Here is a 24,307-nt window from a genome sequence, read left to right on the forward strand (position 1 = left end):
AATTCCGGGCCGTCCCTGGGCCGTCCAAGGTCAGCCAACGCCAATCAACAACGACCGAAGCCCACGGCATCCGACCTGGTCAGAGCCGTGGGCTTCGTCAGTGCCGCTGGTCAGCGGAAGGGCCGGTCAGTACACCGGCTTGTCCGGCTCGATCTGGTTCACCCAGCCGATCACGCCGCCGCCGACGTGCACCGCGTCCGAGAAGCCCGCGGACTTCAGGACCGCGAGGACTTCCGCACTGCGGACACCCGTCTTGCAATGCAGGACGATCTTCTTGTCCTGCGGGAGGCTCTCCAGGGCGGTGCCCATGAGGAACTCGTTCTTCGGGATCAGCCGGGCGCCCGGGATGGAGACGATCTCGTACTCGTTCGGCTCGCGGACGTCGATGATGTCGATGCCCTCGCCGTCGTCGATCCACTCCTTGAGCTGCTTGGGAGTGATCGTGGAGTCGGCGGCCGCCGCCTGGGCCTCCTCGGAGACGACGCCGCAGAAGGCCTCGTAGTCGATGAGCTCGGTGACGGTCGGGTTCTCGCCGCAGACCGCGCAGTCCGGGTCCTTGCGGACCTTGACCTGGCGGTACTGCATCTCCAGGGCGTCGTAGATCATCAGTCGGCCGACCAACGGCTCACCGATACCGGCGAGCAGCTTGATGGCCTCGTTGACCTGGATGGAGCCGATGGACGCGCACAGCACGCCCAGGACGCCGCCCTCGGCGCAGGAGGGGACCATGCCGGGGGGCGGGGGCTCCGGGTACAGGCAGCGGTAGCAGGGACCGTGCTCGGACCAGAAGACGGAGGCCTGGCCGTCGAAGCGGTAGATCGAGCCCCACACGTACGGCTTGTTCAGCAGCACGCAGGCGTCGTTGACCAGGTAGCGGGTCGCGAAGTTGTCCGTGCCGTCGACGATCAGGTCGTACTGGCTGAAGATGTCCATCACGTTGTCGGCCTCGAGCCGCTCCTCGTGAAGGATCACGTTCACGTACGGGTTGATGCCCTTGACGCTGTCGCGGGCGGACTCCGCCTTGGGGCGGCCGATGTCGGCCTGGCTGTGGATGATCTGACGCTGCAGGTTCGACTCGTCGACCTCGTCGAACTCCACGATGCCGAGGGTGCCGACGCCCGCGGCGGCCAGGTACATCAGCGCCGGCGAGCCCAGGCCGCCGGCGCCCACACACAGCACCTTGGCGTTCTTCAGCCGCTTCTGCCCGTCCATCCCGACGTCGGGGATGATCAGGTGGCGGGAGTACCTGCGGACCTCGTCTACGGTGAGCTCGGAAGCCGGCTCGACCAGGGGTGGCAGCGACACGGGGACTCCGTTGGTCGGTCAATCACTACGGTTGTTCTCCCCGTAACAGTGCCATGCGCTTTTTCATTCCGAGACACCCGTTCCGACCATCGAGACGATTTCGTCCCAGTAGCCGGGCATGGTCTCCCAGGGGTCGGTGCGGCCGCCCTGGTCCGTGCGGTCGGTGAACCAGATCGTCCCGGCGCCCTGTCGGCGGGCTATGCGCAGTGCCTCCGCCAGGTGCGGGCGGGGCACTCCGTGGACGAAGTGGCAGAAGCGCTCGGGCGGATGGTCGGCGGTCCACTCGGCCACCTGCGACCAGCGGTAGTCGCTCCACGGTCCGGAGAAGGTGACCAGCTGGTCGGCGAGCTGGGCGTAGCCCGGGTGCGGATGGATGCCGTGACCGAGGACGATGTGGGCATCGTCACGGATCACGCGGAGCGTGGCGACCGTGCGGCGCACCTCTGGCTGCCCGACGTGGTCCGCCGGGCAGCGGTCCAGGAGGAAGCCGTCGGCCTGGTACCAGTCGACGAACCGGTGGGCCTCCGAGATCAGCTCCTCGAAGTTCCGGGTGCCGTATCGGGTGTCCAGATGGCCGAGGACGCGGACACCGGCGTTGCCCAGGCGGCCGGCCGCCTCCAGGCAGTGCGGGTCGGGGCGGGCGCCGGGGCCGTCGGCCACGTTGAGGACCACCCAGTGCAGTGGGGTGCCCGGGCGGGTGAGTTCGCCCCACTCGGTGGGGGCGAGGAGGGGGTGCGCGTAGCCGGGGACGCCGACGCCGGGGCGGAGTTCCGTGCCGGAGGTGCGTGGCCGCGTGCTGGTCAGATGCGGCATGCCGCCTCCATCCAGATGTCGGCGAGGGACTCTTCCAAGCCGATCCTGGGACGCCAGCCGAGCCGGTCGCGGGCGGTGCGCACGTCTGCCTGCTGCCAGCTGCCGCAGCCGTCCGGGTACGGGTACGCGACCAGGGGCGCGTGGTCCGGGTCGGGCCGGGGGTGGCCGATGGCCGGGCGCAGGGCGCCGGGAGGGCCGTCGAGTTCGTGGAGGGCGCCGCCGTATCCGGCCACGCGGGCGAGGACCGCGGCGGCGTCGCGCAGGCGTACGGCGCGGCCGGAGCCGATGTTGATGACGCCCTGCGCGGCGGAGAGCGAGGCGGCGTGGACGGCGCGGGCCACGTCGCGGACGTCGACGAAGTCACGCTGCGCGCCGAGGCCGCCGAGTTTCAGTTCGCCGTCGCCGGACTGCATGGCGCGGCGCATGGCCTCGGCGAGCCGGCCCAGCGGAGAGCCGGCGGGGGTGCCGGGACCGGCCGGTGAGAAGACGCGCAGGACGACGGCGTCCAGGCCGGAGCCGAGGACCAGTTCGGTGGCGGCGAGTTTGCTGACGCCGTACGGGCCGCCGGGCCGGGGGACGGCGTCCTCCGCCGTGGAGGAGCCGGGCTGGCTGGGGCCGTACTCGGCGCTGCACCCGATCTGCACCAGTCGGGCACCGCAGCCGCTGCGGCGCAGGGCCTCGCAGACGGTGGCCACGGCGACGGTGTTGTGGCGGGTGAGCTCGCGGGCCCCGCCCCTGGTGGCTCCGGCGCAGTTGACGACGACGCCCGGGTGGACCGCGTCGAGGAAGCGGGTGAGGGCGCCGGGGCTGCCGGAGGCGAGGTCGAAGCGGACGTCGGCGTCGTCGCCGCGGCCGAGGGCGGTGAGCTGCACGGCCGGGTCGGCGAGCAGCCGGTCGGCGACGAAGCGCCCGATGTAGCCGTTGGCTCCGATCAGCAGGACTCTCATCGCGCGGCTCCTGGGGCGGCCGGGGCTGCTGGGCGGGTGGTCATGCGGGTTCTCCTTGAGGCGATAAGGAAGGGATGTGACGAGTGCTGCCGGTGGCGCGGGGCCGGTGGCAGCGGCGGTCACCGGGAGGGCTCCGGTGGTGCGTGGGCCGAGGCCCTGGTCAGCTTGCGGGTCGCGTGGATCAGGAGGGCCAGGGCCGCCACGCCGCAGGCGAGGCTGGGGACGCTGCCGGCGCCCCAGGTGGTGACGAGGGTTTCGACGGGGGTGGCCAGGAAGCCGCAGCCGGGGAGGCGGGAGGCGAAGACCGCGGCGAGGGCGGCCGCCTGGATCATGGCCGTGGCGGTGAGGACCACCGCCGGGGCGTAGGCGAAACCGTGGATGGTGAGGAGGCGGGCCAGGAAGAGGAGAGCGCCCAGCGCGAGGGCCTCGGCGTAGGCCGCGGGCTCGTCGAGGACCGCGGCGCAGAGGGTGAGCAGGGCCGCCAGCGCAGCCAGGAAGAGGGCGAACGCGCCGAGCAGGAGCGGTCGTACGGCGGCGGCGAAGTCCTCCAGGCCGCGGCTGGCCGCGAGTTTACGGCGGGCGCGCGCGGTGAAGAGGTGGGCGGCCCAGGCGGCGGGCGCGCAGGCCAGGGCGAGGGCCAGGAGGGGGACGGCGGTGAGGGGCCAGGGGCCGTCGGCCGTGCCGGTGGGCAGGCCGTCGGGGCCTCCGGCGAGGGCGCTGTCGAGCAGACCGTTGCCCAGGAGGGCGTAGGCGACGAGCCAGGTGGTCCAAGTCGTGGCCCTGCCGGGGGCTGTGCGGTCGGGTCTGCTCAAGGGGCCTCGGCGCAGGGCCGCGCGGAGGCCCAGGGCCACGGCGAGGGTGCCGGCTGCCGCCGCGAACAGGCGCGACTGGCCCTGGGTGAGGTGCACGGCGGCCACGGCGGCGGCGCCCAGCGTGCCCGGCAGGAGCGTCAGCAGGGCCCCGTCGGCGCGAGCCCGTGGAGCGGCGGGCGCGGGAGGCGGGGGTGGGTCCCCGTCCCGGGAGACCCGCGCGTGCATCTCCTCCGCCAGGGAGAAGACGTCCCGGTGGCGGAAGCGGGCGGCGGTCCGGTCGGTGATGCCGTGCGCCTCCAGGCCCGCCGCGATCTCGAGGGAGTCCACCGCACGTTCGCAGAGCTCCCGGTGACGGTGCATCAGTGCCTTCACCGGGTCGGCGGCACCGCGACGCGGGGTGGACGGCTTGCGGTCGGCGGCCGCCTCCGGGGCGGGCGCAGGCGTGGTCGCGGGCGTGCTCGCGGGGCTCAGCGCCTGCTCCGAGCGGGCATCCCACGCCCCCGGGCTCGTCGAGGCCTCCGGGCGGTCCAGTTCGTCCAGGCCGCTCATCGTGCTCCCTCCGGGGCCGGGACGGGAGTGGTCGCCCGTACAGGTCTGTCCGTCGCCCAGCCGGGGCCGTCGCGGGCGACGAGGCTGGGCGACGGGGCGGCCCAGCGGATCGGGACGTGGGCCTCGGCGGGAACCGCGAAGGGCAGCGGCGCCCCTGCTTCGTCGAGGACCACGCGGCGGATCGGCGCGCGCGAGACGATCTCCAGGTAAATGCTGTTGAATGCCTCGACGTTCTGCTCGACCGTGAACAGTTCGAGGGCACGGGCGCGGGCGGCGGCACCCAGGCGCGCACAGCGCTCGGGGTCGCGCAGCAGGGCCACGCACGCTTCGGCGAGGGCCCGCGGGTTGCGCGGCGGTACGACGAGCCCGGTGCCGCCGATGACCTCCACGACCGCGCCGACATCCGTCGACACCGTGACGCGTCCGCAGAGCATGGCCTCGACGAGGCTGATCGGGAAGCCCTCGACGACGCTGGAGAGGACGGCCACGGCGCCCGAGGCGTAGGCGTCGGCGGGGGCCGGGAGTTCGGGCCCGCCGATCTCCTCGAAGGACACCGGGTTGTCGCCGGCGGCGTGCGGTCCCTCGGCCTCGTCGGGGAAGAGCTGGGCGGCCAGAGCCCGGCAGTGGCCGAAGTAGGCCGTGCCCTCGGAACCGGCGGGGGTTCCGACGATGCGCAGACGCGTCTTCGGCTGCCGCTTGCGGATCTCCGCGAAGGCGTGCAGCAGCGAGATCAGGTCCTTGGCGGGCTCGACGCGTCCGACCCAGACGAGCGTGTCCGGATCGGCGCACTCGGGGGACTCGCCGACCTCGGCGAACGGCCGGGCGTCCATGCCGGGGTAGACCGTGCGGAGCTTCTCTCGGTCGGCGCCGCAGCGCTCCTGCCAGCGGCGGGCGTGCGTGTTGCCGGCCGTGACGACCTCGGCCCGCGCGTAGGCCTCGGCCGCCAGCCTGCCGTGGAAGGCCGCCAGCAGGGACCGAACGGCGGGCGGAGCGTCCGGGGCGGTCAGGTAGTGGGTGCGCAGGCGCACGCCGTACTCGGTGATCAGCAGGGGCACGCCGGTGAAGTGGCGGGCGAGCAGGCCCGGCAGGGCGGCCGGGCCGCCGGACGCGGCGTGGCAGAGGTCGACCGCGCCGAGTCCGTCGCCCTCGTACCAGTCGAGGGAGAGGGGGCGCAGGGCGCGTTCCAGGTGTGCGGCCACGGCGAGCAGATCCGGTACGCGCGCCTCGCGCGCCGCGCGGTGGGCGCCGGGCGCACGACAGGCGCGTTCCAGTGTGCGTACGGCGGTCTCGGAACGGAGAGCTCCCACCAGGCCGCCCTCCTCGCGGGCGAGTTCGGCGAGCCCGTACAGAGCGTTGGCGAAACGGTCCGCCTCGGGGGTCGACGTACCCTCCGAAGGCCCCTTGCGGGTGGTCGGCGCCCCTCCGGTCACCCCGCTCAGCACGGCTGCCAGTTCGCCGAAGCACTCGGTGAACCGCCGGCGCGCGCGGCGGCCCAGGATCACTTCGTCGTCCTCGGCCATCCACAACGGTGCGGTGCGCACCCTGCGGACGTTCGGCGGCAGTGGGATCCAGCCCTCGTCCTCCTGGTGTTGGCTGCGGCTGAGCGCGTAGACGTCGAACTCGTGCTGTCCGAGCCCGCGCACCAGCCGGTCGCACCAGAGCCTGGCGTCACCGCTCACGTACGGATAGCCACCCTCCGTAAGCAGTCCGATGCGCACGAGTGCACCCCCGATCTCCCGTATGAGGAGCCGCCGTTGCCCGGCGGCTCGCAGCGGGACGAACGTATGCGGACAAGGCGGTGACGCGACGGACGGTTGTCCGTCGCGCCACCAGAAGGGGTGAACGGTCGTAACTTTCGCGTGCGGATCGCGTTCCGTCGCGCTAGGAGATCAACCGGACACGGATCGTCATGCCGTGGCCGGCTCCCGTCGCCCCGCCCGGCGTCGCGTGGCGGCAACTTCCGCACATGTCAGCGCGCTGCGTGGGCCGACCCCCGGTGACGCCCGTCAGCTTCCGGGATACGGCCAGGGATTGGCCCGGCAGTGGATGCCGTCGTGGTCGAGGAACTTGGTCTGCTGCTGCATGACCGGGGCGAGGCCGCCGTCCTTGTCGCAGGTGACGTGGCCGTAGCCGAGGCGGTGGCCGACCTCGTGGTTGATCAGCATCTGCCGGTAGGCGTGAATCTTGTCACCGTACGTCTTCGAGCCCTGCGCCCACCGGTAGGCGTTGATCATCACGCGCTCGGTTGCGGCCGAGTCGCAGGAGACGTTGTCCACGGTGGTGTCCAGACCGGACTTGGCGCACCAGTCGGCGGTCGTGCCGGGGCTGGCGAGCGTGATCACGAAGTCGGGCTTGCCGGAGTAGATCCGCTCGAAGGTGCGCGCGCCGTTGTGGGCCCAGCTGCGCTGGTCGTTGAGCGTCTTCTGCACGGCCTCGGCGAACAGCTCGGCGTTGAGCCCGAGCCCCTGCTCCACGTCCACGCGATAGGTGAACTTCTGCCCCGCACCCGGCCCCTCGGCGATTCCGGGCACGGCGTCGAACTCCCCCGAGCCCTTGAACGTGGCGCCGAGCGGATACGTCTTGCCCATCTTCTCGTCGTACGTCAGCGGCTTCGCGCCGGAGTCCGGTGCGGGCGCCCGCCCGTCCGCGCGGGACGAGTCCCGGAGGTCGCGGGCCTGATCGGTGACGGACTGCGACTGCACGTCCCCGCCGCCAGGGTTGTCGGTGACCTGACCGGCGACGATCACGGCCAGCACGGTGGTGACGGCGGCGGCCGCGATGCCCGTGAACGTACGGCCCTTGCCGCCCTTGACCGGCGCGGGTGTGCCGGTGGGCGCCGCGTCGTCATCGTCGTCATCGTCGGAGCGGATGCCGGCCGGGGCGCCGGCGTTCCAGTCGGTGACGGAGGCGTAGGCGTCCGCCGCGTGTGCGGAGGCGGGCGTACGGGGTGCGAAGACGTCGTCCTCCTCGTCGAAGGCCTCGAGATACTCCTGCCGCGGCCCGGGCACGGGGGCCCGCCGCTGCCGCGGTATGGGAGCACCGCCGCCGCCCTTCAACTCACCCCAGCCACCCCCGGCTTCTCGCTGCTCGGGATGCCCGCCACGCGCTTGCGGGAAGCCGTGCGCGGGAGTGCCGTCGGGAACCCGGGGCACCCCGCGTGCGGGGGTGCCGTCCGGAAGTCGTGGAACACCGCGGGCCGGCGTGCCGTCCGGAAGCCGCGGAAAGCCCTGCGCGGGAGTCCCGTCGGGCAGCCGTGGAACACCGCGCGCCTGCGTGCCGTCGGGAAAACGGGGCAGCCCCCGCGCGGGGGCGCCGTCGGGCAGGCGCGGAGCGCCGTGCACGGGCGTGCCGTCCGGCAGCCAGCCGTCCGGAAGACGCGGCATTCCGTGCGTGGGCGTGCCGTCCACCGGCGCGGGCCGAGGCCCCGGCGTCCGGCGGGGGCCCGCACCCGGAGGCGGCCAGCCGCCCTGCGACGCGGAGCGGGGCGAGGCCGTCCGGCCTCCCCGGCTCGTGTCCGGTGCCTGGTCCTGCCCTGACCTCTGTCCCGACCCGGTTCGGCCGTCCCGTACGGCGGTTGTGTCCGCGGCGTCGCCCTTGGCGACCGGCCCACGGCGGCTGTGGCGTCCCACGTCGCGCCTCAGCCCCCCATGCTCTCGTCTGTGTCTGCTTCGTCGACGGTTTCGTCCGCGCGAGCCTTCCTCGCCCGCCGTTCGCCCAACTCCCCAGCGTCTTGGAGGAGTTCACGAAACGCCATAGCCACCGTCTCCGGGTACTCCATCATGGCCACGTGCCCCGCGTCCGGCAACGTCACCAGCCGCGAGTCGCGGTACGCGCGGGCCGCCCTCTGGGCCATCCGGAAGCCGACGAGCTGGTCACGGCCACCGTAGACGAGGAGGGTCGGCGCGAGAACCCGTTCGGCCTGGCGCCACAGTCCCTGCTGGCCACCGAGCGTGTACGCGTTGACGATCCCGCGCGCGGAACGCGTCATCGCGTCCCAGAAGTACGGTAGCCGCAACCGCCGCTCCATCTCGTGCACGGCGTTGCTGAATCCTTCCGGCGTCACCCGCCCCGGATCCCCGTAACACAGCGCCATCACGCCGCGGACGCGCTGCTCCGCCGTCCAGTCCCGGGTCAGCCGGGTGAAGAGCGGGGCGACACCGGGCACCGCCAGCAGCGCTGTGGGCACGGCGGTGCGCTGCACTCGGATTTCGGGCAGAGCAGGCGACACGAGCGTGAGCGTACGGACCAGATCGGGCCGCACCGCGGCGACACGGGTGGTGATGGCGCCACCGAGCGAGTTCCCGAACAGGTGCACGGGCCCGCGACCGGTGACGTCGAGGTACCGGATGACCGCGCGCGCGTGCGCCGTGACGGAGTAGTTGCCGTCGTCGGGCGGCGGGGAGTCGCCGAAGCCCGGCAGGTCGAGGGCCTCGCTGTCGACGACGTCCTCCAGCAGCGGCATCAGCGCCGACCAGTTCTGCGAGGAACCCCCGAGCCCGTGCACGTACAGCGCGGGAGCCAGCCCCTCGCGCGCGGGGGGCCTCGACCGCACCGCCAGCGTGACCCCGGGCAGCTCGACCGAGCTGAGCCTCTCGCCCTCGGCGACCCTGACGGCCGCCACCTTCGGCAGCACATTGGCGGGCGGCACGAACGGCAGCTCGGTCGAAGACATGCGGCAATGTTACGAGACGATCACGTAGTGGCTCACGTGTTCGCCGTCACAGGAATCGGCCATGCGAGGCGGGCACATGGGACAGACACGGGAAGAGCACGGGGAACGGAAAGACGACCGAGAAGAGGGAGGCACCTGGGAAAGGCAGGGCACATGAGAAGCATTCAACGGGATGCGCACCGCGTCACACCCCGGATGCGGATCGCATAGCGTCCGGATCGGGTGTCTCCTAGGCTCGTAGAGAGGGCACCCGCGTGTGGCCCCTGCATCCCCAGGGACGTTCGTAGGAAGGGAGCCCAGCATGGCCGTAGACCCCACAGACCCGGAGACGTTCGAGGCCGAGGAGGTGCCGGAGACGCCGGAGTACGACGTCGAGGCCCCCGAGGTCGACGCGGCCGAGCAGCACACGGAGGTCACGCCGAACCGCGACGACCCGCTGACCGGCGTCGACCCCGACCGCGCCAATGAGGCCGACCTGGTGGAGCAGGCCCGGATCGTCTCTCTCGACGAGGACGACTACCGGTGACGCACGCCGCCGGGCGGCGACAGGGAGCATCACCGAGCAGGAAAGGAGCCGCATTTTGCCCGCTCTGCCCCTGTTTGAAACCTTCTCAACCGCTTTCGTAACCGTCCGGTCCGTGAAATTCTGCGTTCTCACCGCGCACACCACGGTTACCGAAAAGTACGATGGCGACGCGGCCAGATCCGCACATGGACGAACATGGGAGGCGGCGTGACAGCCATCGAGCAGACAGAGGCGGTTCGCCCGCGGGGCACACGCCTGCCGCGCCGTGCCCGACGGAACCAGCTCCTGGGCGCCGCCCAGGAGGTCTTCGTGGCCCAGGGCTACCACGCGGCCGCGATGGACGACATCGCCGAGCGTGCCGGCGTCAGCAAGCCGGTGCTCTACCAGCACTTCCCGGGCAAGCTCGACCTGTACCTCGCGCTGCTGGACCAGCACTGCGAGTCGCTCATCCAGGCCGTGCGGAACGCGCTGGCGTCGACGACCGACAACAAGCAGCGCGTCCGGGCGACGATGGACGCCTACTTCGCGTACGTCGAGGACGACGGCGGCGCCTTCCGCCTGGTCTTCGAGTCGGACCTGACGAACGAGCCCGCCGTGCGTGAGCGCGTCGACAAGGTCACCAACGAATGCGCGGAGGCGATCTGCGACGTCATCGCCGAGGACACGGGCCTGTCGCGCGCGGAGTCGATGCTGCTCGCCTCGGGTCTGGGCGGCCTCGCCCAGGTGGTGGCCCGGTCCTGGCTGCACAGCGACCGTAGCGTGCCGCGCGACCAGGCCGTACAGCTCCTCGCCTCGCTGGCGTGGCGCGGCATCGCGGGCTTCCCGCTGCACGGAACCGACCAGCAGCACCACTGACGGCCGCTTTGTTCCCGCCCGTTGTTCGCTCGTGGCGTTCTCGGGCGGAGCATGCCGGTCCCCTCACCGGGCTAATGTGTGCTGCGTACGGCGCGGAAGGTCGCGCACATCACTGACCGTCGGAGGGACATAGCCGTGGAGGTCAAGATCGGCGTGCAGCACGCGCCCCGCGAGATCGTTCTGGAGAGCGGTCAGAGTGCCGAGGAGGTCGAGCGGGCGGTGTCCGAGGCGCTGGCCGGGAAGTCGCCGCTGCTGACCCTCGTGGACGAGCACGGCCGCAAGGTCCTGGTCCCGGCCGACCGTCTCGCGTACATCGAGATCGGCGAGCCGGCCCCGCGCAAGGTGGGCTTCGGCGCTCTGTAGGCGCATGTGTGGAACGGGGCGGGGCGGCTGTCGGCCGACCCGCCCCGTTCGCGTTCCCTCTTCCCCACGGCCCCCCGTGCGGCACACGGGTTCCTCCACGGATGGAGCACGGATCGCCCACAGAAGTGGGTTGGATTCCGCAGGTCAGGGGTAAGACGGGCTACGACCGATTTGGGCAGCCGGCCATGTGGGAGGGACCCCGACATGCTCCTGGAAGCGCTGAGCTCCGCGATCCTCGGCCTGGCTCTGGCATGGGCGGCCACACATCGCCTGGCACATCGCCTCCCGGCCCGTCCCCTGGTGCTGTCGACCGGCGTGGCCGGCGCCCTCTTCGGGGCGTTCGTCATGCACAGCGCGCTCGACACCGGGCACTTGCTGCTGGTGCTGCTCGGCGCGGTGATCGTCTCGGTGGCCTCGCTGTCGCTGCTGCTGCGCCCCACGGGGCGGCTGCGCCGACGATCAGCGACGGCGTAGCCGGAGCTGACCGGGGCGGACGCGGGACCTGCGCGCCCGCCGGCAACGCCCCGCAGCCGCGACACAGCCGGAACCCCTTCTGGGGAGCGCTACGCGGCCGGAACCACTCGGCACAGAGGCGCTACGCGGCCAAGCCCAGCGCAGCCATCCGCTTGGTGTGGGCCTCTGTGATCCGGGAGAACATCTTGCCGACCTCAGCCAGGTCGAAGCCGTCCGCGACACCGCCCACCAGCATGGTCGACAGCGCGTCCCGGTCGGCGACCACCCGCTGGGACTGCGACAGGGCCTCGCCCATCAGCCGCCGCGCCCACAGCGCGAGCCGCCCGCCCACACGCGGGTCCGCGTCGATGGCGGCACGCACCTTCTCCACGGCGAAGCCGCCGTGCCCGGTGTCGTCGAGCACGGCCAGCACCAGACTGCGGGAGTCGGAGTCCAGCCGGGCCGCGACCTCCCGGTAGAAGTCGCTGGCGATGGAGTCGCCGACGTAGGCCTTGACGAGGCCCTCCAGCCAGTCCGAGGGGGCCGTCTGCTTGTGGAACCCGTCGTACGCCGCGACGAACGGCTCCATCGCCCGCGTCGGCTCCTCCCCGATCTCGGCGAGCCGGTCGCGCAGCCTCTCGAAGTGGTGGAACTCGGCCGACGCCATCTTCGCCAGCTCCGCCTTGTCCCCCAGCGTCGGCGCCAGCTTGGCGTCCTCAGCGAGCCGCTCGAACGCCGCCAGCTCCCCGTACGCGAGCGCACCGAGCAGGTCCACGACCGCGGCGCGGTACTGCGGGTCGGCGGAGGCCGTCGCCCAGTCCCGGGCGGCGACTCCGGTGTGTTCGGCCGGGGTGGCGGTGGCGTCCGAGGCGTTCTCAGGCTTGTCAGAGCTCGTCATGAAGCGCACAATAACCCGCCCGCCGGGAGGCGTAAGGCCCTGGTCAATCAGTGTGACGACGACTACGTGACCAAATCGGCCATCGCATGTGCGGGATTCCGGGGTATGGTGGTAATGCGCCTGCTGGTACGTCGACGTACCTCGACAGGCCGCACGTATGAGGATGCCCGGTCGGTGGCCCGATCGGCTCCGACCCGACAGCCCTCCCCGGCCGTCCGCCAGAGTGCGTACGAGACCCGGAGGGGGACACCCTCAGCGGCATGAGCGCTAGAGCGTCGGCGCGGTCCCGTGCTCTACGGCCCGCCCGTAGGCAGCCGACGTCCCCGGCACGGTCCGACAAGACCCCCGCGCTCGCCTCGCGCCGCCCACACAGAAGAGGCAGCACCCTGACTACGACGTTCCGAGAGCTCGGAATCCTCCCCGAGACCGCCGAGGCCCTGGAGGCCGTCGGCATCACCACCGCCTTCCCCATCCAGGAGATGACGCTCCCCGTGGCCCTTTCGGGCGCGGACGTCATCGGCCAGGCCAAGACCGGCACCGGCAAGACGCTGGGCTTCGGCCTCCCGCTCCTCGAGCGCGTCACCGTCCCCGCCGACGTCGAGGCCGGACGCGCCAAGCCCGAGGACCTCACCGACGCCCCGCAGGCGCTCGTCGTCGTCCCCACGCGCGAGCTGTGCACGCAGGTCACCAACGACCTGCTGACCGCGGGCAAGGCGCGCAACGTGCGCGTCCTCGCGATCTACGGCGGCCGGGCCTACGAGCCCCAGGTCGACGCCCTCAAGAAGGGCGTCGACGTGGTCGTCGGCACCCCGGGCCGGCTGCTCGACCTCGCCGGGCAGAAGAAGCTGAACCTGAAGCACGTCAGGTGCCTGGTCCTCGACGAGGCCGACGAGATGCTCGACCTGGGCTTCCTGCCCGACGTCGAGAAGATCATCAACATGCTTCCGGTCAGGCGCCAGACCATGCTGTTCTCGGCGACCATGCCGGGCGCGGTCATCGGACTGGCCCGCCGCTACATGTCGCAGCCCACGCACATCAGCGCCACGGCGCCGGACGACGCGGGCAAGACGGTCGCGAACACCAAGCAGTACATCTACCGCGCGCACAACATGGACAAGCCGGAGATGGTCGCGCGCATACTGCAGGCCGACGGCCGGGGACTGGTCATGGTCTTCTGCCGTACGAAGCGCACCGCGGCGGACCTCGCCGACCAGCTCCAGCAGCGCGGCTTCGCGTCCGGCGCGGTCCACGGCGACCTCGGCCAGGGCGCCCGCGAGCAGGCCCTGCGGGCCTTCCGTAACGGCAAGGTGGACGTCCTCGTCTGCACCGACGTCGCCGCCCGCGGTATCGACGTCGAGGGCGTGACCCACGTCATCAACTACCAGTCGCCGGAAGACGAGAAGACGTACCTGCACCGCATCGGCCGTACGGGCCGCGCGGGCGCCAAGGGCATCGCGATCACGCTCGTCGACTGGGACGACATCCCGCGCTGGCAGCTCATCAACAAGGCGCTGGACCTGGGCTTCAACGACCCGCCGGAGACGTACTCCACGTCCCCGCACCTCTACGCCGACCTCGGCATCCCCGAGGGCACGAAGGGCCTCCTGCCGCGCTCGGAGCGCAAGCGCGCCGGGCTGGACGCGGAGGAGCTGGAGGACCTGGGCGAAACGGGCGGCCGGGGGCCGCGCGGGCGCGGGGGCCGCGGCCGTAGTGGCCGGGACGAATCCCCGTCGGCCGACCGCGAGCGTTCCGCCCGTACGCCGCGACGCCGCCGCCGTACGCGCGGCGGGACGCCGCTGGACGGGGCGCCGGAGGCCACCGGCACCGCCGCTCCGGACAGCACGGCCACGGGCGGCTCCGCCGAGGCGGAGGCCGTCACGGCTCCTCGCACCCCGCGTCGCCGTCGCCGCACCCGCGGTGGCGCCTCTACCGAGTCGGCGCCGGTCACGGCGGTCGAGTCCCCCGCGTCCGAGTCGGCGGAGAACGCCGTGGCGACGGCGGAGGGCACGAGCACGGAGGCGGCGAAGCCGCGCCGGCGCCGTACGCGCAGGTCGGAGACGCCGGCGGTGGAGGCCGAGGCCGCGGTGACGCCGTCGGCCGCTGTGGAGGCCCCGGCGGAGGCGGATGTCGCGTCGGTCGTGGCGGCACCCGTGACCGAACAGCCCGAGGCTCCCGTCAAGCCGCGCCGCCGCACCCGCAAGACCACGGCTGCCTCCGCGGCCGAGTCGGCGCTCGACACGGCCGAGGGGACCACCGAGTCCGCACCGGAGCCGACGGAGACGAAGCCGCGGCGCACCCGCAAGGCGGCTGCCAAGTCCGAGACCCCGACCGAGGCGACCGAGGCGAAGCCGCGCCGCACGCGCAAGGCGACCGCCACGGCGGAGGACGCCGTCGACACGGCCGAGACCGCCGAAGCGAAGCCCAGGCGTACCCGCAAGGCAACGGCAGCGACGGAGGTCGCCGCCGGCGAGGCGCAGGCCACCGAGCCCAAGCCCCGCCGCACGCGGAAGACCACCGCGGCAGCCGAGACCGCCGCCGACACGGCCGAAGGCACGGAGACCAAGCCGCGCCGTACGCGCAAGGCGACCGCCGCAGCGGAGGACGCCGTCGACACGGCCGAGACCGCCGAGCCCAAGCCCCGCCGCACGCGGAAGACCACCGCGGCAGCCGAAGCCGCCGCCGACACGGCCGAAGGCACGGAAGCCAAACCGCGCCGCCGCACCCGCAAGGCCGTCGAAACCGCCGATCCCGCCGAGTCCGTCGCCGCCGGGATCCCGGCCCAGACGGCTCAGGAGCCGGAGGCCGCCGAGGCCAAGCCGCGGCGGACCCGCAAGGCGACGGCCAAGGCCGAGGCGAGCGTCGACACGGCCGAGGCGACCGAGGCGAAGCCGCGCCGCACGCGGAAGACGGCCGCCTCTGCTGCGGATGCCGAGACCGCCGAGGCCAAGCCCCGGCGCACGCGGAAGACCACCGCGGCAGCCGAAGCCGCCGCCGACACGGCCGGAGGCACGGAAGCCAAGCCGCGCCGCCGCACCCGCAAGGTCACCGAGCCCGCCGATATCCCGGCACAGGCCGGGCAGGAGCCGGAGGCCGCCAAGCCGCGTCGCACGCGGAAGTCGACCGCGGCCGCCACGGCCTCCGCCGAGCTCGCGGACGACGCGACCGAGGCGAAGCCGAGGGCCCGCCGCACCCGCAAGGCCACGGCCGGCGCGGAGCCCACGGAGGGCTGACGCTCTCCCCGATGGCCCGGCCCCACCGCGTGTGGGGCCGGGCCATCGGCATTCGCCCGAGCGCAGCCCCGCCCCGCATCTCCACTGGCCGCCACCCCACCCCCACCCGCTACCCTCACCTCGTGACCAGGCAAGCCACCTTCACCCCGCCCCCGGGCGCCCGCGCCTGCCTCCTGCGCACAGCCCGCGGTGAGTTCGCCGTCGTCGACTCGTCGCCGAAGGCGGGGGCGGAGGTCAAGGGAGTCGTCCTGATGCTGCCCGGATTCACCGGGAGCAAGGAGGACTTCAGGCTGCTCCACGAGCCGCTCGCAGAGCGTGGGTACCGGCTCGTCGCCGTGGACGGGCGGGGGCAGCACGAGTCGGACGGGCCCGTGGACGACGAATCCGCCTACGCCCAGCGGGAACTGGCACGGGACGTGCTCGCGCAGGCCGAGGCGCTCGGCGTGCCCGTGCACCTCGTCGGGCACTCGCTCGGCGGACAGATCGCCCGTGCGGCCGTGCTGCTCGACCACTCCCCCTTCCTCTCCCTCACCCTGGTCTCGTCCGGCCCGGCGCAGATCTCCGTCTCCCAGCAGCAGCGCGTGAAGCTGCTGCGGGACGCGCTCGCCGTGCTGTCGATGGAGGAGGTGTGGGAGGCCATCCAGGCCATGGGACCGCCGGAGGAGGTCGGCGGGCCCGCCCGCGGCCCCGGTGACCCGGAGCAGCTGCGCCGCCGCTGGCTGGGCCACAGCCCCGCCCAACTACTCGCGACCGGACGCCAGTTGTGCAACGAGCCGGACCGCGTCGCCGAACTCGCAGCCGTACCGCTGCCGTTCCACGTCCTGTCGGGCGCGCACGACGACACCTGGCCGGTGGCGATCCTCGACGACATGGCCGTACGGCTGAACGCGCACCGCACGGTCATCGCGGGAGCCGAGCACTCCCCCAACGCCGATCAGCCCCTGCCGACCGCCCACGCCCTCGCCGACTTCTGGGACGGATCCCACACGCCCTAGTACTGCGTCCGGAGGTGCTCCCAGAAGCCGTCCCGCAGTGCGCGCCGCAGCTCCGCCTGTCCGCGCAGCGAGTACTGCAACAGGCCCTCCGCCTCCACGAGCAGGTCCTGGTCCACCGAGCCGGGCAGGTAGGGGTGGCCGGGCAGCAGCTCGACCAGCGTGTCCCGGCCGCGGGCCGCCAGCCACTTCGCCGCGATCTGCGCGCCCACGAACCGCACGTCCTCACGGGTGGGCCGGCCCGTGGTCGCCTCGTAGGCGGGGGCCGCGCGGCGGGAGACGTAGGGCTTGAAGAAGTCGAGGTCGAAGGTGCGCTGGCTGTCGACCTCCCACAGGAGGGGCTCCGCCTGGTTGCGGCCTTCTGGTGCCTCGATGCCCCAGAGGTGGACGCGGGCGCCGTACCCCTGGGCCGCCTCCACCGCCGACACCAGGTCCTCGTCGCCGCCCAGCAGGGCCGCGTCGCTGATGGCGCGGTGCCGGGCGAGGGACTCCAGGTCGGTGCGGATGAGCGAGTCGACGCCCTTCTGCTGGTTGTTGGAGTTCAGGTTGCCCAGCCGCACCTTCACGTCCGGCAGTTCCGCGATGCTCTGCTGCTCCGCCGTGTGGATGCGGCGGCGGGCGCCGTCGTACCAGTAGACCCGCAGCAGCCTGCTGTCCGCGAAGATCGTGCGGGCCGTGTCGATGAGCGCGTCGATCAGACCCTCGGCGTCCAGGTCGTAGGCCCGGCGGTCCTCCGTGCCGGCGACGAGCCGTCCCGCGGCCGCGTACAGGTACCCGGCATCGACGAAGATCGCATGGGTCGAGGGCGTCTTCGCCACCTCGGCGAGCATGCGCTGAAGCAGCTCGTTGGTGCGGTCGATGCGGGCGCTCAGGGCCGCGAGGTCGTCGTTCATTGCCTCCATTGTCCCGGCGGTCACACTGCGAACACAACTGGTCCCGGTCGGTCCCGTAACCACAGTCTTACGGCTCGGTAATTAGCAGTTCGAAAAATTTCCTTAGCGTAGGGAATGTTTCAACGGTGCAGTCCTGTTGACCCATATGGAACACCGGGCACCGCTGCCTCGTGGGCCTACCACCAAGTAGTTCTCCTCAGGAGGATGACCAGACGAAGGGAGAAGCCCTTGCGCTTCGAAATCATGCACCTCGACGACGTCGACGGCACGCCCGTGGACACGACCGTCGTGGACGCCGCCTCCGTCAACCGCATCGTTCAGCAGGCCGCCGCCACAGGGCAGCGCCTCTGGATCCGCCCGGCCGGGACCACGGCCTCATAACGCGCGCTGCTCTCCCACACTTCGGAGCCCCCGCCCGGCATCGGCCGTGCGGGGGCTCCGCTGTTGCGGTCCTCCGTGGTCGGGGGCGTACTGGCTGAGAGGGACGGCGGGAGCGAGAACAGGACGGTGGACCGCATGTCCGTGACGGGCCGGTCGAACGAGGAACTGCACAAGCAGGCCGAAGACGAGGCCGCGCAGCGATACGCGGACTCCACCACGGAGCGTGAGCGGGTCGAGGGCCGGATGGCGGCCGGTGTGCGGTTCCCGGACAACCCGGACGCGCTCGCCGTGCGCGCCGACCGGATCCTCGACCGGGGCGGTCTGTCGCCCTCGGCGGTGGTGGCGGACATCCACGGCGAGGCCATGGACCTGCCCCACACCAACGAGCGCATCATCGACCTGTCGAACGAGCTCCAGGCGTGGAGCTTCCTGCCGCGCGGGGTCAGGGCCGGAGCCACGGTCGCCCGGATCACCCTGCGCCGCGACGGTCGTGAGCTTCCGCACGGCACCGGCTTCCTGGTCTCGCCGCGGCTGATGATGACCAACCACCACGTGCTGCCCGACGAGAGCTTCGCCCGCCAGTGCTTCGCGGAGTTCAACGCCCAGGTCACGGTCGACAACGTCCCCGACACCGCCGTCCGCATGGAACTCGGCCCGGGGACCTTCTTCACCGCGGACAGGCGGCTGGACTTCGCCCTCGTGGCGGTCACACCCGCCCTGGACGGCCGTCAGCCGGGCGAGATCTTCGGCTGGAACCGGCTCAGCGTGCAGCTCGGCAAGCTGGTACTCGGCGAGAAGGTGAACATCATCGGTCACCCGGACGGGCGCCTCAAGGAGATCGTTCTGCGCGACAACGCCGTGCTGGTTCGGCTCGACGACTTCGTCCACTACCGGACCGACACGCGCCCCGGAAACTCGGGCTCCCCCGTCTTCAACGACCAGTGGGAGGTCGTGGCCCTGCACCACAGCGGCGTACCGAAGAAGGACGGCCAGGGCCGCGTCCTGCGGAAGGACGGCCGGCCCTGGGGCCCGGGAGACGGCGACGACGCGATCGACTGGGTCGCCAACGAGGGCGTCCGCATCAGCTCGATCCTGAAGCATCTGGCCCAGCTGGACCTCGACCCCGGGCGCCGTACGCTGCTGGCCGAGATGGGCCCGGACTCCGGCCTGGACCGGAGCACGGCCGCCCCCGCACGTCAGCCGGAGAGCACCACACCGGCCGTACCCGGCATCACGACTCCGTCAGTCCCCGCCGTCCCGGTGACGGTGAGCATGGCCGGGAGCGAGACCCGCACGCAGAGCCCCAAGAAGGGACGCCCAGCCCGTGGCACCGCCTTCGGCGGCCGTCAGCACCTGGTCTTCCTGCACGGCAGGGACCAGCAGAGCAAGGAGCCCGACGACCTCCGCCGGAGATGGACGTCCGGCCTGAACCGCGGACTCACGCTCGCGGCACTGCCCACGGTCGCCCCGGAGGACGTGTGGTTCCCGTTCTACGGCACGCGACTGGCCGACCTCGTGAGCGGGCGGCCGGGCACGGCCCAGGCCGTCGGACTCGACGAGGTGAGCGCCGCCGCTGCCGCCGAGGTCTTCGCCGCCGAATCGCCCACCGGCTCCTACGAGCAACTGCTCCACGAGGCGGCCGCCCGGGCCGGCATGCCCCAGAACGGGCCGGCGACCACGGAGGGCTTCGGTACGGGGCTGGTCGGCGCACTGCAACGGCCGCTGGGCTGGCTCGCCGCCAGATCCGACCTGGACGAGTGGACCATCGCCACGTTCCTGCGGGACGTCGACCTGTACCTCGGCGACAGCTCCGTGCGGCAGGCCGTCCTGGACACCGTCCTGGAGACGATGCCCGTCACCGGCGAACTGGTGCTGGTCACGCACAGCCTGGGCACGGTCGTAGGAATGGACCTGCTGACCCGGCTCCCGGACGGCCTCGACCCCGTACTGCTGGTCACCGCGGGCAGCCCGCTCGGGCTGGACGGCGTCAACGAGCGGCTCCTCGCCCGCGGCCCGCACCGGCCGCCGAAGGTGCGCGACTGGGTCAACGTCTGGTGCCCCACCGACGCGGTGGCCGTCGGCTGTCCCCTGGAGGACGAGCGGTGGGGCAAGCTCACGCAGCTGGCCGTCCAGAACAGCCGGGACCGCGCGCACAAGATGGAGGAGTACCTCGCCCACGCGGGATCGGCCAGGGAGATCGGCACCGTCCTCCCCCGGCCTGCCTGACGCGGCGGCCCCTCAGCTGCCCTGGATCACCTGCGTGACGCCGTTGATGATCTGCTGCACGGCGATCGCGGACAGCATCATGCCCGCGAGCCGCGTCACCAGCACCACACCTCCGTCCTTGATGATCCGGATGATCACCAGCGAGTAGCGCATCACCAGCCACAGCACGACGTGGATGGCGAGGATCGCCGTCCACACGGAGACCTGCGCGGCGACACTGTGGGCCTTCTGCACGGCGAGGATGACCGACACGATCGCCCCTGGTCCGGCCAGCAGGGGCATGCCCAGCGGCACGAGAGCGACGTTGACGTCCTTGGTCTGCTTCGGCTCGTCCGTCTTACCGGTCAGCAGATCGAGCGCGATCAGCAGAAGCAGCAAGCCACCCGCGATCATCAGCGCGGGCACGGACACATGCAGGTAGTTCAGGATCTGATGCCCGAGCAGCCCGAACACGGTGATCACACCACCGGCGACACAGACAGCCTGGAAGGCCATCCGCTTCTGCACCTTGCCGGGCCGTCCGGCGGTGAGCGCGAGGAAGATCGGGGTGATCCCGGGGGGATCCATGATGACGAAGAGGGTCAGGAACAGGGAGCCGAAAACGGCGAGATCGAACATGAGCGTGGTGGCCTTGCGGGGGTACCGAGGGTGGGCAGCGGGCATCCGCGACCGCTGTGGGCAGGCGTTCCGCACCGCGGAACAGGTGGGCACGGCCGACAGCGCCGGGTGCCTCGAAACGGACCTACAGGACAGGAACCTCAGACCCCGCCGGCCCCCGGCACGGGAAACGCCCCGAAGGCCCGCCGCGTGATCTCCCCGTACACCTCGGGATCCGTCGTGTACTCCCCGAGTACACACGTCTTCCGACTGCCGTGATAGTCACTGGACCCGGTCACGAGGAGCCCCAGCTCCTTCGCCAGCCCCCGCAGCCGCGCACGCGTGTCCGCGTCGTGGTCCATGTGGTCGACCTCGACGCCGTCCAGCCCGGCCGCGGCCATCTCGGCGATGGCGGCCTCCGGCACCGTACGCCCCCGCTTGCTCGCCCCGGGGTGCGCGAACACCGCGACTCCGCCCGCGCCCTTGATCAGCCGGATCGCCTCGAAGGGGTCGGTCTCGTGCTTCTCCACGAAGGCCCGGCCGCCGTCGGCCAGCCAGTCCTGGGTGAACGCGTCGCCGACGGTCGGCACCACACCCAGCTCGACGAGCGCGGTCGCCACGTGCGGACGCCCGACGGAGCCGTCACCGGCGATCCGCGCCACCTGCTCCCAGGTCACGGGCACACCCAGCTCCTGAAGCTTGGCGATCATGCCCTGCGCCCGGGGCACCCGGTCGTCCCGGACCAGCTCGCGCTCGGCGAGCAGCGCCGGCTCCTCGGCGTCGAAGAGGTACGCCAGCATGTGCATGCTGATGCCGTCGAGCCGGCAGGAGAGTTCGGCTCCGGTGACCAGCGTGAGCCCCTCGGGCAACGCGGCGATCGCCTCGGCGTGGCCACGGGTGGTGTCGTGATCGGTCAGCGCGACGACGTCCAGCCCGGCCGCGGCGGCCTTCCGCACCAGCTCGGCGGGAGCGTCCGTGCCGTCGGAAGCGGTGGAGTGGGTGTGCAGATCGACACGCACGACGCGGACTCCAGACACTGACGGGACGAGCAGGGCTGCTCAAGGATAACCAGATTTTCAACATCCCTGTCACACCCGAAGCCCGGAAGCGCCCCCTACAGCCAACACCCTGCCCTGTGGTGCTACGGCTGAAGCAACCGCGGCGACAGAGCCCCGCACGGCACCAACTCCACCTCCGCGCCCGCATCCCGCAGATCCGCCAGCACCAACTCGTCGTACATCAACAACCCCGACTGCTCCGGCCACACGACCGCCCACAGCCACATCCCGAGCGCCTCACCGGCGAAAACCGCACGATCATCCGGGGCACCGGACACATGCCACAGCGGAGTCGGACGCCCGGCGGCGAGAACCTTCGCCTGAGCCGGCTTCCCGACATCCATGTACGGCCCCGGATCCGGACCCTCCATCCCCGCGTACCGCGCACCGAGTCCGACACCGAGCTCCTCCGCCACCAGGATCAGCTCGCCCATCCCGCCGAGCGGCCCGGGCCCCGTGCAGGCCACGGCCGTGGCACGCCCGCCCGTGCGGTCGTCCCCCGCGCACGCCACACCGGTGAACAGCCAGCCGACCGGCAGCGGCCAGGGCATCCACACCGGCACGCGGGTGCGATGCACCACGACGTTGAGGGCGTCGACGCTGGGCGGTATCACGGGCTGCACCGGATGGACGGTGCCGTGCACATCGCACTGCCACGAGTCGGAGAAGAGGCCGGGAGCCCTGACCCGGCCACCGCACTTCGGGCAACTGGGTTCGCCCCTCATAGGGCCCCACGGTCCTACCCCCGTCCCGTCGCGTCAAGGACGATCACCCAACCGGACGGAACCCTTCACCCCCACATTAGATGCCCCTTGCATTAATTAGTCTGGCTAACTTAGTATGTGCATATACCAACTACTTCCGTCCGGGAAAGGGAGCAACCATGGACCCCTTCGACGCCGGAGCGGGCGGCCTCCTGAAGCAGCCCAAGTCCGTGTGGGCGACCGCCGGGGCGTCGGTCGTCGCCTTCATGGGCATCGGACTCGTCGACCCGATCCTGCCGTCCATCGCCCAGGGCCTGCACGCCACGGCGAGCCAGGTCTCCCTGCTCTTCACCTCGTACTTCCTCATCACCGCCGTCGCGATGCTGGTGACCGGCTTCGTCTCCAGCCGGATCGGCGGCCGGAGGACACTGCTGGTCGGCCTCGCGTTCGTCGTGGTGTTCGCCGGGCTCGCGGGCACCTCCGGATCCGTCGGCGAACTGGTCGGGTTCCGGGCCGGCTGGGGCCTCGGCAACGCGCTGTTCGTCTCGACGGCCCTCGCGGTCATCGTCGGCGCGGCGGCCGGCGGAAGCGCGGCGGCGATCCTGCTGTACGAGTCGGCCCTCGGCCTCGGCATGGCGTGCGGTCCACTGCTGGGCGCCCTGCTCGGGGACGCCAGCTGGCGCTACCCGTTCTTCGGCACGGCGTTCCTGATGGCGGTCGGCTTCCTGTGCATCGCCGTGCTCCTGAAGGAGCAGCCGAAGCCGGCCCGCAAGACCTCGCTCCTGGACCCGGTCAAGGCCCTCGGCCACGGCGGCCTCGCCTCGGCGGCGGTCTCGGCGTTCTTCTACAACTACACGTTCTTCACCGTGCTGGCCTTCACGCCGTTCGTGCTGAACATGAGCCCGTACCGGTCAGGGGCGGTGTTCTTCGCCTGGGGTGTGCTGCTCGCCGTCTTCTCGGTGATCGTGGCACCGCGGCTCCAGAAGCGGTTCGGCTCGCTGAAGGTGCTCGGCGGTTCACTGGTGCTGCTCGCGGCCGACGTGCTCGTGCTCGGCTACGGCGACCACACGACCGCCGTGGTCTGCACGATCCTGTCCGGCGCCTTCATCGGCGTGAACAACACCGTCTACACCGAGCTGGCCCTCGGCGTCTCGGACGCGCCCCGGCCGGTGGCGAGCGCGGGCTACAACTTCGTGCGCTGGTTCGCGGCGGCGGCCGCCCCCTACTTCGCGCCGAAGATCGAGGAGTGGACCGACCTGCACATCCCGTTCGTCGTGGCGGCGGTCACCGCGGTCGTCGGCGCGCTCGTGGTCGCCGTACGGCGCAAGGCACTCACGCACGAAGTCGAGGAACCGGAGCCGAAGCACGCCACCGAGGACGGTGTCGCTGTCTTCGCCAACTGACGCTCCCCGGCCAGGGTTTGGTGAGCTTCCTCACTCCAGCGGGACGGACTTCCGGGACGGATCCCGGAGGTCCGTCCCCTGGTTCAGCCACCTCTCCTGGAGCGCCTGGGCGCCGTGCACGCGCTTCCAGGCGGCCTCGTTCGGGGTCATCGGCAGCAACGGCAGGAACCGCACGGGGTCGAGGGGCTCGTCGAGCTCCAGGTCCTCGACCAGGCCGCCCGGCTCGGCGACCAGGACCGAGGTGAAGGGGGCGCCGGGCCACAGCGGTTCACCGACGTCGAGCGAGGCTCCGGGGGCCACGACCAGGCCTTCCACCTGCGGAGACGCGGCGAGTACGGCGAGCGGGCGGAGCACCTTGTCGGTGTCGGCCAGCCCGGCGCGCACCGAGAGGACCAGCTCGGCGCGCGGACCCTTGACGGGGTCGGCGACCACCGCCGTGGGGTCCGTCATGGGGTGCGCGGACATGCCGAGCGTGGCGTAGCGGACGATCTCTCCCTCCTGGAAGCGGAGCACCTCGACGCGGTCCGTGCCCAGGAAGGTGACCGCCGCGCGCCCGTCCGGTTCGCCTAGCGCGCTGCGCAACCGGGCTTCGACCAGAGGAAGAACATTTGCCATGCGGCGAGCATAGAA

At 71.9% G+C, this 24,307-nt stretch carries 22 protein-coding genes; 9 read left to right on the top strand and 13 right to left on the bottom strand.

Features of this window, described 5'->3' with window-relative positions; translation table 11 throughout:
• Positions 1–126 precede the first annotated feature (126 nt).
• The 7 genes from moeZ to ACZ6TU_RS00765 all read right to left on the bottom strand — a co-directional run bounded on the left by moeZ (position 127) and on the right by ACZ6TU_RS00765 (position 9,098).
• Positions 127–1,305 carry an adenylyltransferase/sulfurtransferase MoeZ gene (gene moeZ, locus ACZ6TU_RS00735; RefSeq protein WP_274819265.1) on the bottom strand — a complete coding sequence of 393 codons (1,179 nt, stop codon included), beginning with the start codon at positions 1,303–1,305 and terminating at the stop codon, positions 127–129.
• A 63-nt stretch (positions 1,306–1,368) separates the two neighbouring features.
• Entirely contained in the window at positions 1,369–2,118 is a 750-nt protein-coding gene (locus ACZ6TU_RS00740; protein ID WP_469545687.1) for a spherulation-specific family 4 protein, read from the bottom strand.
• Positions 2,106–3,065: an NAD-dependent epimerase/dehydratase family protein gene (locus tag ACZ6TU_RS00745; RefSeq protein WP_467678857.1), complete on the bottom strand. Its 960-nt coding sequence runs from the start codon at positions 3,063–3,065 to the stop codon at positions 2,106–2,108. Before ACZ6TU_RS00745 ends, ACZ6TU_RS00740 begins: the two co-directional genes overlap by 13 nt.
• 119 nt (positions 3,066–3,184) lie before the next feature.
• Entirely contained in the window at positions 3,185–4,426 is a 1,242-nt protein-coding gene (locus tag ACZ6TU_RS00750; protein ID WP_467678855.1) for a hypothetical protein, read from the bottom strand.
• The gene (locus ACZ6TU_RS00755) at positions 4,423–6,144 is read right to left on the bottom strand and encodes a DUF3492 domain-containing protein (RefSeq protein ID WP_467678853.1); all 1,722 of its coding nucleotides are present in this window, start codon (positions 6,142–6,144) and stop codon (positions 4,423–4,425) included. Before ACZ6TU_RS00755 ends, ACZ6TU_RS00750 begins: the two co-directional genes overlap by 4 nt.
• A 288-nt stretch (positions 6,145–6,432) precedes the next feature.
• Entirely contained in the window at positions 6,433–8,055 is a 1,623-nt protein-coding gene (locus ACZ6TU_RS00760) for a DUF3152 domain-containing protein (protein WP_467678851.1), read from the bottom strand.
• Positions 8,056–8,063: 8 nt separating this feature from the next.
• Entirely contained in the window at positions 8,064–9,098 is a 1,035-nt protein-coding gene (locus ACZ6TU_RS00765; protein ID WP_467678849.1) for an alpha/beta fold hydrolase, read from the bottom strand.
• Between the two features lie 301 nt (positions 9,099–9,399).
• Here ACZ6TU_RS00765 and ACZ6TU_RS00770 point away from each other — a divergent pair, with 301 nt between their 5' ends.
• The 4 genes from ACZ6TU_RS00770 (at position 9,400) to ACZ6TU_RS00785 (ending at position 11,316) form a co-directional block, all read left to right on the top strand.
• Positions 9,400–9,624 (top strand): hypothetical protein, encoded by a 225-nt coding sequence (locus tag ACZ6TU_RS00770; protein ID WP_467678847.1) that lies wholly within the window; start codon positions 9,400–9,402, stop codon positions 9,622–9,624.
• Between the two features lie 207 nt (positions 9,625–9,831).
• Complete coding sequence (locus ACZ6TU_RS00775; RefSeq protein ID WP_020269805.1) at positions 9,832–10,479, top strand: TetR/AcrR family transcriptional regulator; 648 nt, start codon at positions 9,832–9,834, stop codon at positions 10,477–10,479.
• Between the two features lie 135 nt (positions 10,480–10,614).
• The gene (locus ACZ6TU_RS00780; protein ID WP_010047710.1) at positions 10,615–10,842 is read left to right on the top strand and encodes a DUF3107 domain-containing protein; all 228 of its coding nucleotides are present in this window, start codon (positions 10,615–10,617) and stop codon (positions 10,840–10,842) included.
• A gap of 204 nt (positions 10,843–11,046) precedes the next feature.
• Positions 11,047–11,316 (top strand): hypothetical protein, encoded by a 270-nt coding sequence (locus tag ACZ6TU_RS00785; RefSeq protein WP_467678845.1) that lies wholly within the window; start codon positions 11,047–11,049, stop codon positions 11,314–11,316.
• Between the two features lie 121 nt (positions 11,317–11,437).
• Here the strand turns inward: ACZ6TU_RS00785 and ACZ6TU_RS00790 are convergent, their stop codons facing one another.
• Positions 11,438–12,193, bottom strand: coding sequence for a ferritin-like fold-containing protein (locus ACZ6TU_RS00790; protein WP_467678844.1), 756 nt, complete (start codon positions 12,191–12,193; stop codon positions 11,438–11,440).
• A 479-nt stretch (positions 12,194–12,672) separates the two neighbouring features.
• On the opposite strand from ACZ6TU_RS00790, the gene ACZ6TU_RS00795 reads away from it, so the two are divergent.
• Both ACZ6TU_RS00795 and ACZ6TU_RS00800 read left to right on the top strand, forming a co-directional pair.
• Positions 12,673–15,423, top strand: a complete 2,751-nt coding sequence (locus tag ACZ6TU_RS00795; protein WP_469546545.1) for a DEAD/DEAH box helicase — start codon at positions 12,673–12,675, stop codon at positions 15,421–15,423.
• A gap of 122 nt (positions 15,424–15,545) precedes the next feature.
• Complete coding sequence (locus ACZ6TU_RS00800; RefSeq protein WP_467678842.1) at positions 15,546–16,418, top strand: alpha/beta fold hydrolase; 873 nt, start codon at positions 15,546–15,548, stop codon at positions 16,416–16,418.
• On the opposite strand, the gene ACZ6TU_RS00805 is transcribed toward ACZ6TU_RS00800, so the two are convergent.
• Entirely contained in the window at positions 16,415–17,308 is an 894-nt protein-coding gene (locus ACZ6TU_RS00805) for an NYN domain-containing protein (RefSeq protein ID WP_467678841.1), read from the bottom strand. The genes ACZ6TU_RS00800 and ACZ6TU_RS00805 overlap by 4 nt on opposite strands.
• A 204-nt stretch (positions 17,309–17,512) precedes the next feature.
• On the opposite strand from ACZ6TU_RS00805, the gene ACZ6TU_RS00810 reads away from it, so the two are divergent.
• Positions 17,513–17,689, top strand: a complete 177-nt coding sequence (locus tag ACZ6TU_RS00810) for a hypothetical protein (protein ID WP_167337993.1) — start codon at positions 17,513–17,515, stop codon at positions 17,687–17,689.
• 135 nt (positions 17,690–17,824) lie between these two features.
• Entirely contained in the window at positions 17,825–19,915 is a 2,091-nt protein-coding gene (locus ACZ6TU_RS00815; RefSeq protein WP_467678840.1) for a trypsin-like serine peptidase, read from the top strand.
• 12 nt (positions 19,916–19,927) lie between these two features.
• On the opposite strand, the gene ACZ6TU_RS00820 is transcribed toward ACZ6TU_RS00815, so the two are convergent.
• The 3 genes from ACZ6TU_RS00820 to ACZ6TU_RS00830 form a co-directional block, all read right to left on the bottom strand.
• Positions 19,928–20,533: a MarC family protein gene (locus tag ACZ6TU_RS00820; protein ID WP_354741149.1), complete on the bottom strand. Its 606-nt coding sequence runs from the start codon at positions 20,531–20,533 to the stop codon at positions 19,928–19,930.
• Between the two features lie 140 nt (positions 20,534–20,673).
• Entirely contained in the window at positions 20,674–21,531 is an 858-nt protein-coding gene (locus tag ACZ6TU_RS00825; protein ID WP_467678838.1) for a PHP domain-containing protein, read from the bottom strand.
• A 122-nt stretch (positions 21,532–21,653) separates the two neighbouring features.
• Entirely contained in the window at positions 21,654–22,295 is a 642-nt protein-coding gene (locus ACZ6TU_RS00830) for a DUF6758 family protein (protein WP_467678837.1), read from the bottom strand.
• A gap of 158 nt (positions 22,296–22,453) precedes the next feature.
• Between ACZ6TU_RS00830 and ACZ6TU_RS00835 the strand changes: the two genes are divergently transcribed.
• Positions 22,454–23,677: an MFS transporter gene (locus ACZ6TU_RS00835; RefSeq protein WP_467678835.1), complete on the top strand. Its 1,224-nt coding sequence runs from the start codon at positions 22,454–22,456 to the stop codon at positions 23,675–23,677.
• A gap of 30 nt (positions 23,678–23,707) precedes the next feature.
• Here the strand turns inward: ACZ6TU_RS00835 and ACZ6TU_RS00840 are convergent, their stop codons facing one another.
• Positions 23,708–24,292: a suppressor of fused domain protein gene (locus tag ACZ6TU_RS00840; RefSeq protein WP_467678834.1), complete on the bottom strand. Its 585-nt coding sequence runs from the start codon at positions 24,290–24,292 to the stop codon at positions 23,708–23,710.
• Positions 24,293–24,307 lie beyond the last annotated feature (15 nt).

The organism is Streptomyces sp. NPDC052064 (assembly GCF_055585925.1).

What these genes read in the sequence shown, in the direction of transcription:
- ACZ6TU_RS00740 (WP_469545687.1), bottom strand. Translation starts at nt 2,118, where the DNA reads ATGCCGCATCTGACCAGCACGCGGCCACGCACCTCCGGCACGGAACTC.
- ACZ6TU_RS00750 (WP_467678855.1), bottom strand. Translation starts at nt 4,426, where the DNA reads ATGAGCGGCCTGGACGAACTGGACCGCCCGGAGGCCTCGACGAGCCCG.
- ACZ6TU_RS00835 (WP_467678835.1), top strand. Translation starts at nt 22,454, where the DNA reads ATGGACCCCTTCGACGCCGGAGCGGGCGGCCTCCTGAAGCAGCCCAAG.
- ACZ6TU_RS00805 (WP_467678841.1), bottom strand. Translation starts at nt 17,308, where the DNA reads ATGAACGACGACCTCGCGGCCCTGAGCGCCCGCATCGACCGCACCAAC.
- ACZ6TU_RS00745 (WP_467678857.1), bottom strand. Translation starts at nt 3,065, where the DNA reads ATGAGAGTCCTGCTGATCGGAGCCAACGGCTACATCGGGCGCTTCGTC.
- ACZ6TU_RS00820 (WP_354741149.1), bottom strand. Translation starts at nt 20,533, where the DNA reads ATGTTCGATCTCGCCGTTTTCGGCTCCCTGTTCCTGACCCTCTTCGTC.
- ACZ6TU_RS00830 (WP_467678837.1), bottom strand. Translation starts at nt 22,295, where the DNA reads ATGAGGGGCGAACCCAGTTGCCCGAAGTGCGGTGGCCGGGTCAGGGCT.
- ACZ6TU_RS00810 (WP_167337993.1), top strand. Translation starts at nt 17,513, where the DNA reads ATGACCAGACGAAGGGAGAAGCCCTTGCGCTTCGAAATCATGCACCTC.
- ACZ6TU_RS00785 (WP_467678845.1), top strand. Translation starts at nt 11,047, where the DNA reads ATGCTCCTGGAAGCGCTGAGCTCCGCGATCCTCGGCCTGGCTCTGGCA.
- ACZ6TU_RS00770 (WP_467678847.1), top strand. Translation starts at nt 9,400, where the DNA reads ATGGCCGTAGACCCCACAGACCCGGAGACGTTCGAGGCCGAGGAGGTG.
- ACZ6TU_RS00765 (WP_467678849.1), bottom strand. Translation starts at nt 9,098, where the DNA reads ATGTCTTCGACCGAGCTGCCGTTCGTGCCGCCCGCCAATGTGCTGCCG.
- ACZ6TU_RS00815 (WP_467678840.1), top strand. Translation starts at nt 17,825, where the DNA reads ATGTCCGTGACGGGCCGGTCGAACGAGGAACTGCACAAGCAGGCCGAA.
- ACZ6TU_RS00790 (WP_467678844.1), bottom strand. Translation starts at nt 12,193, where the DNA reads ATGACGAGCTCTGACAAGCCTGAGAACGCCTCGGACGCCACCGCCACC.
- ACZ6TU_RS00795 (WP_469546545.1), top strand. Translation starts at nt 12,673, where the DNA reads ATGACGCTCCCCGTGGCCCTTTCGGGCGCGGACGTCATCGGCCAGGCC.
- ACZ6TU_RS00840 (WP_467678834.1), bottom strand. Translation starts at nt 24,292, where the DNA reads ATGGCAAATGTTCTTCCTCTGGTCGAAGCCCGGTTGCGCAGCGCGCTA.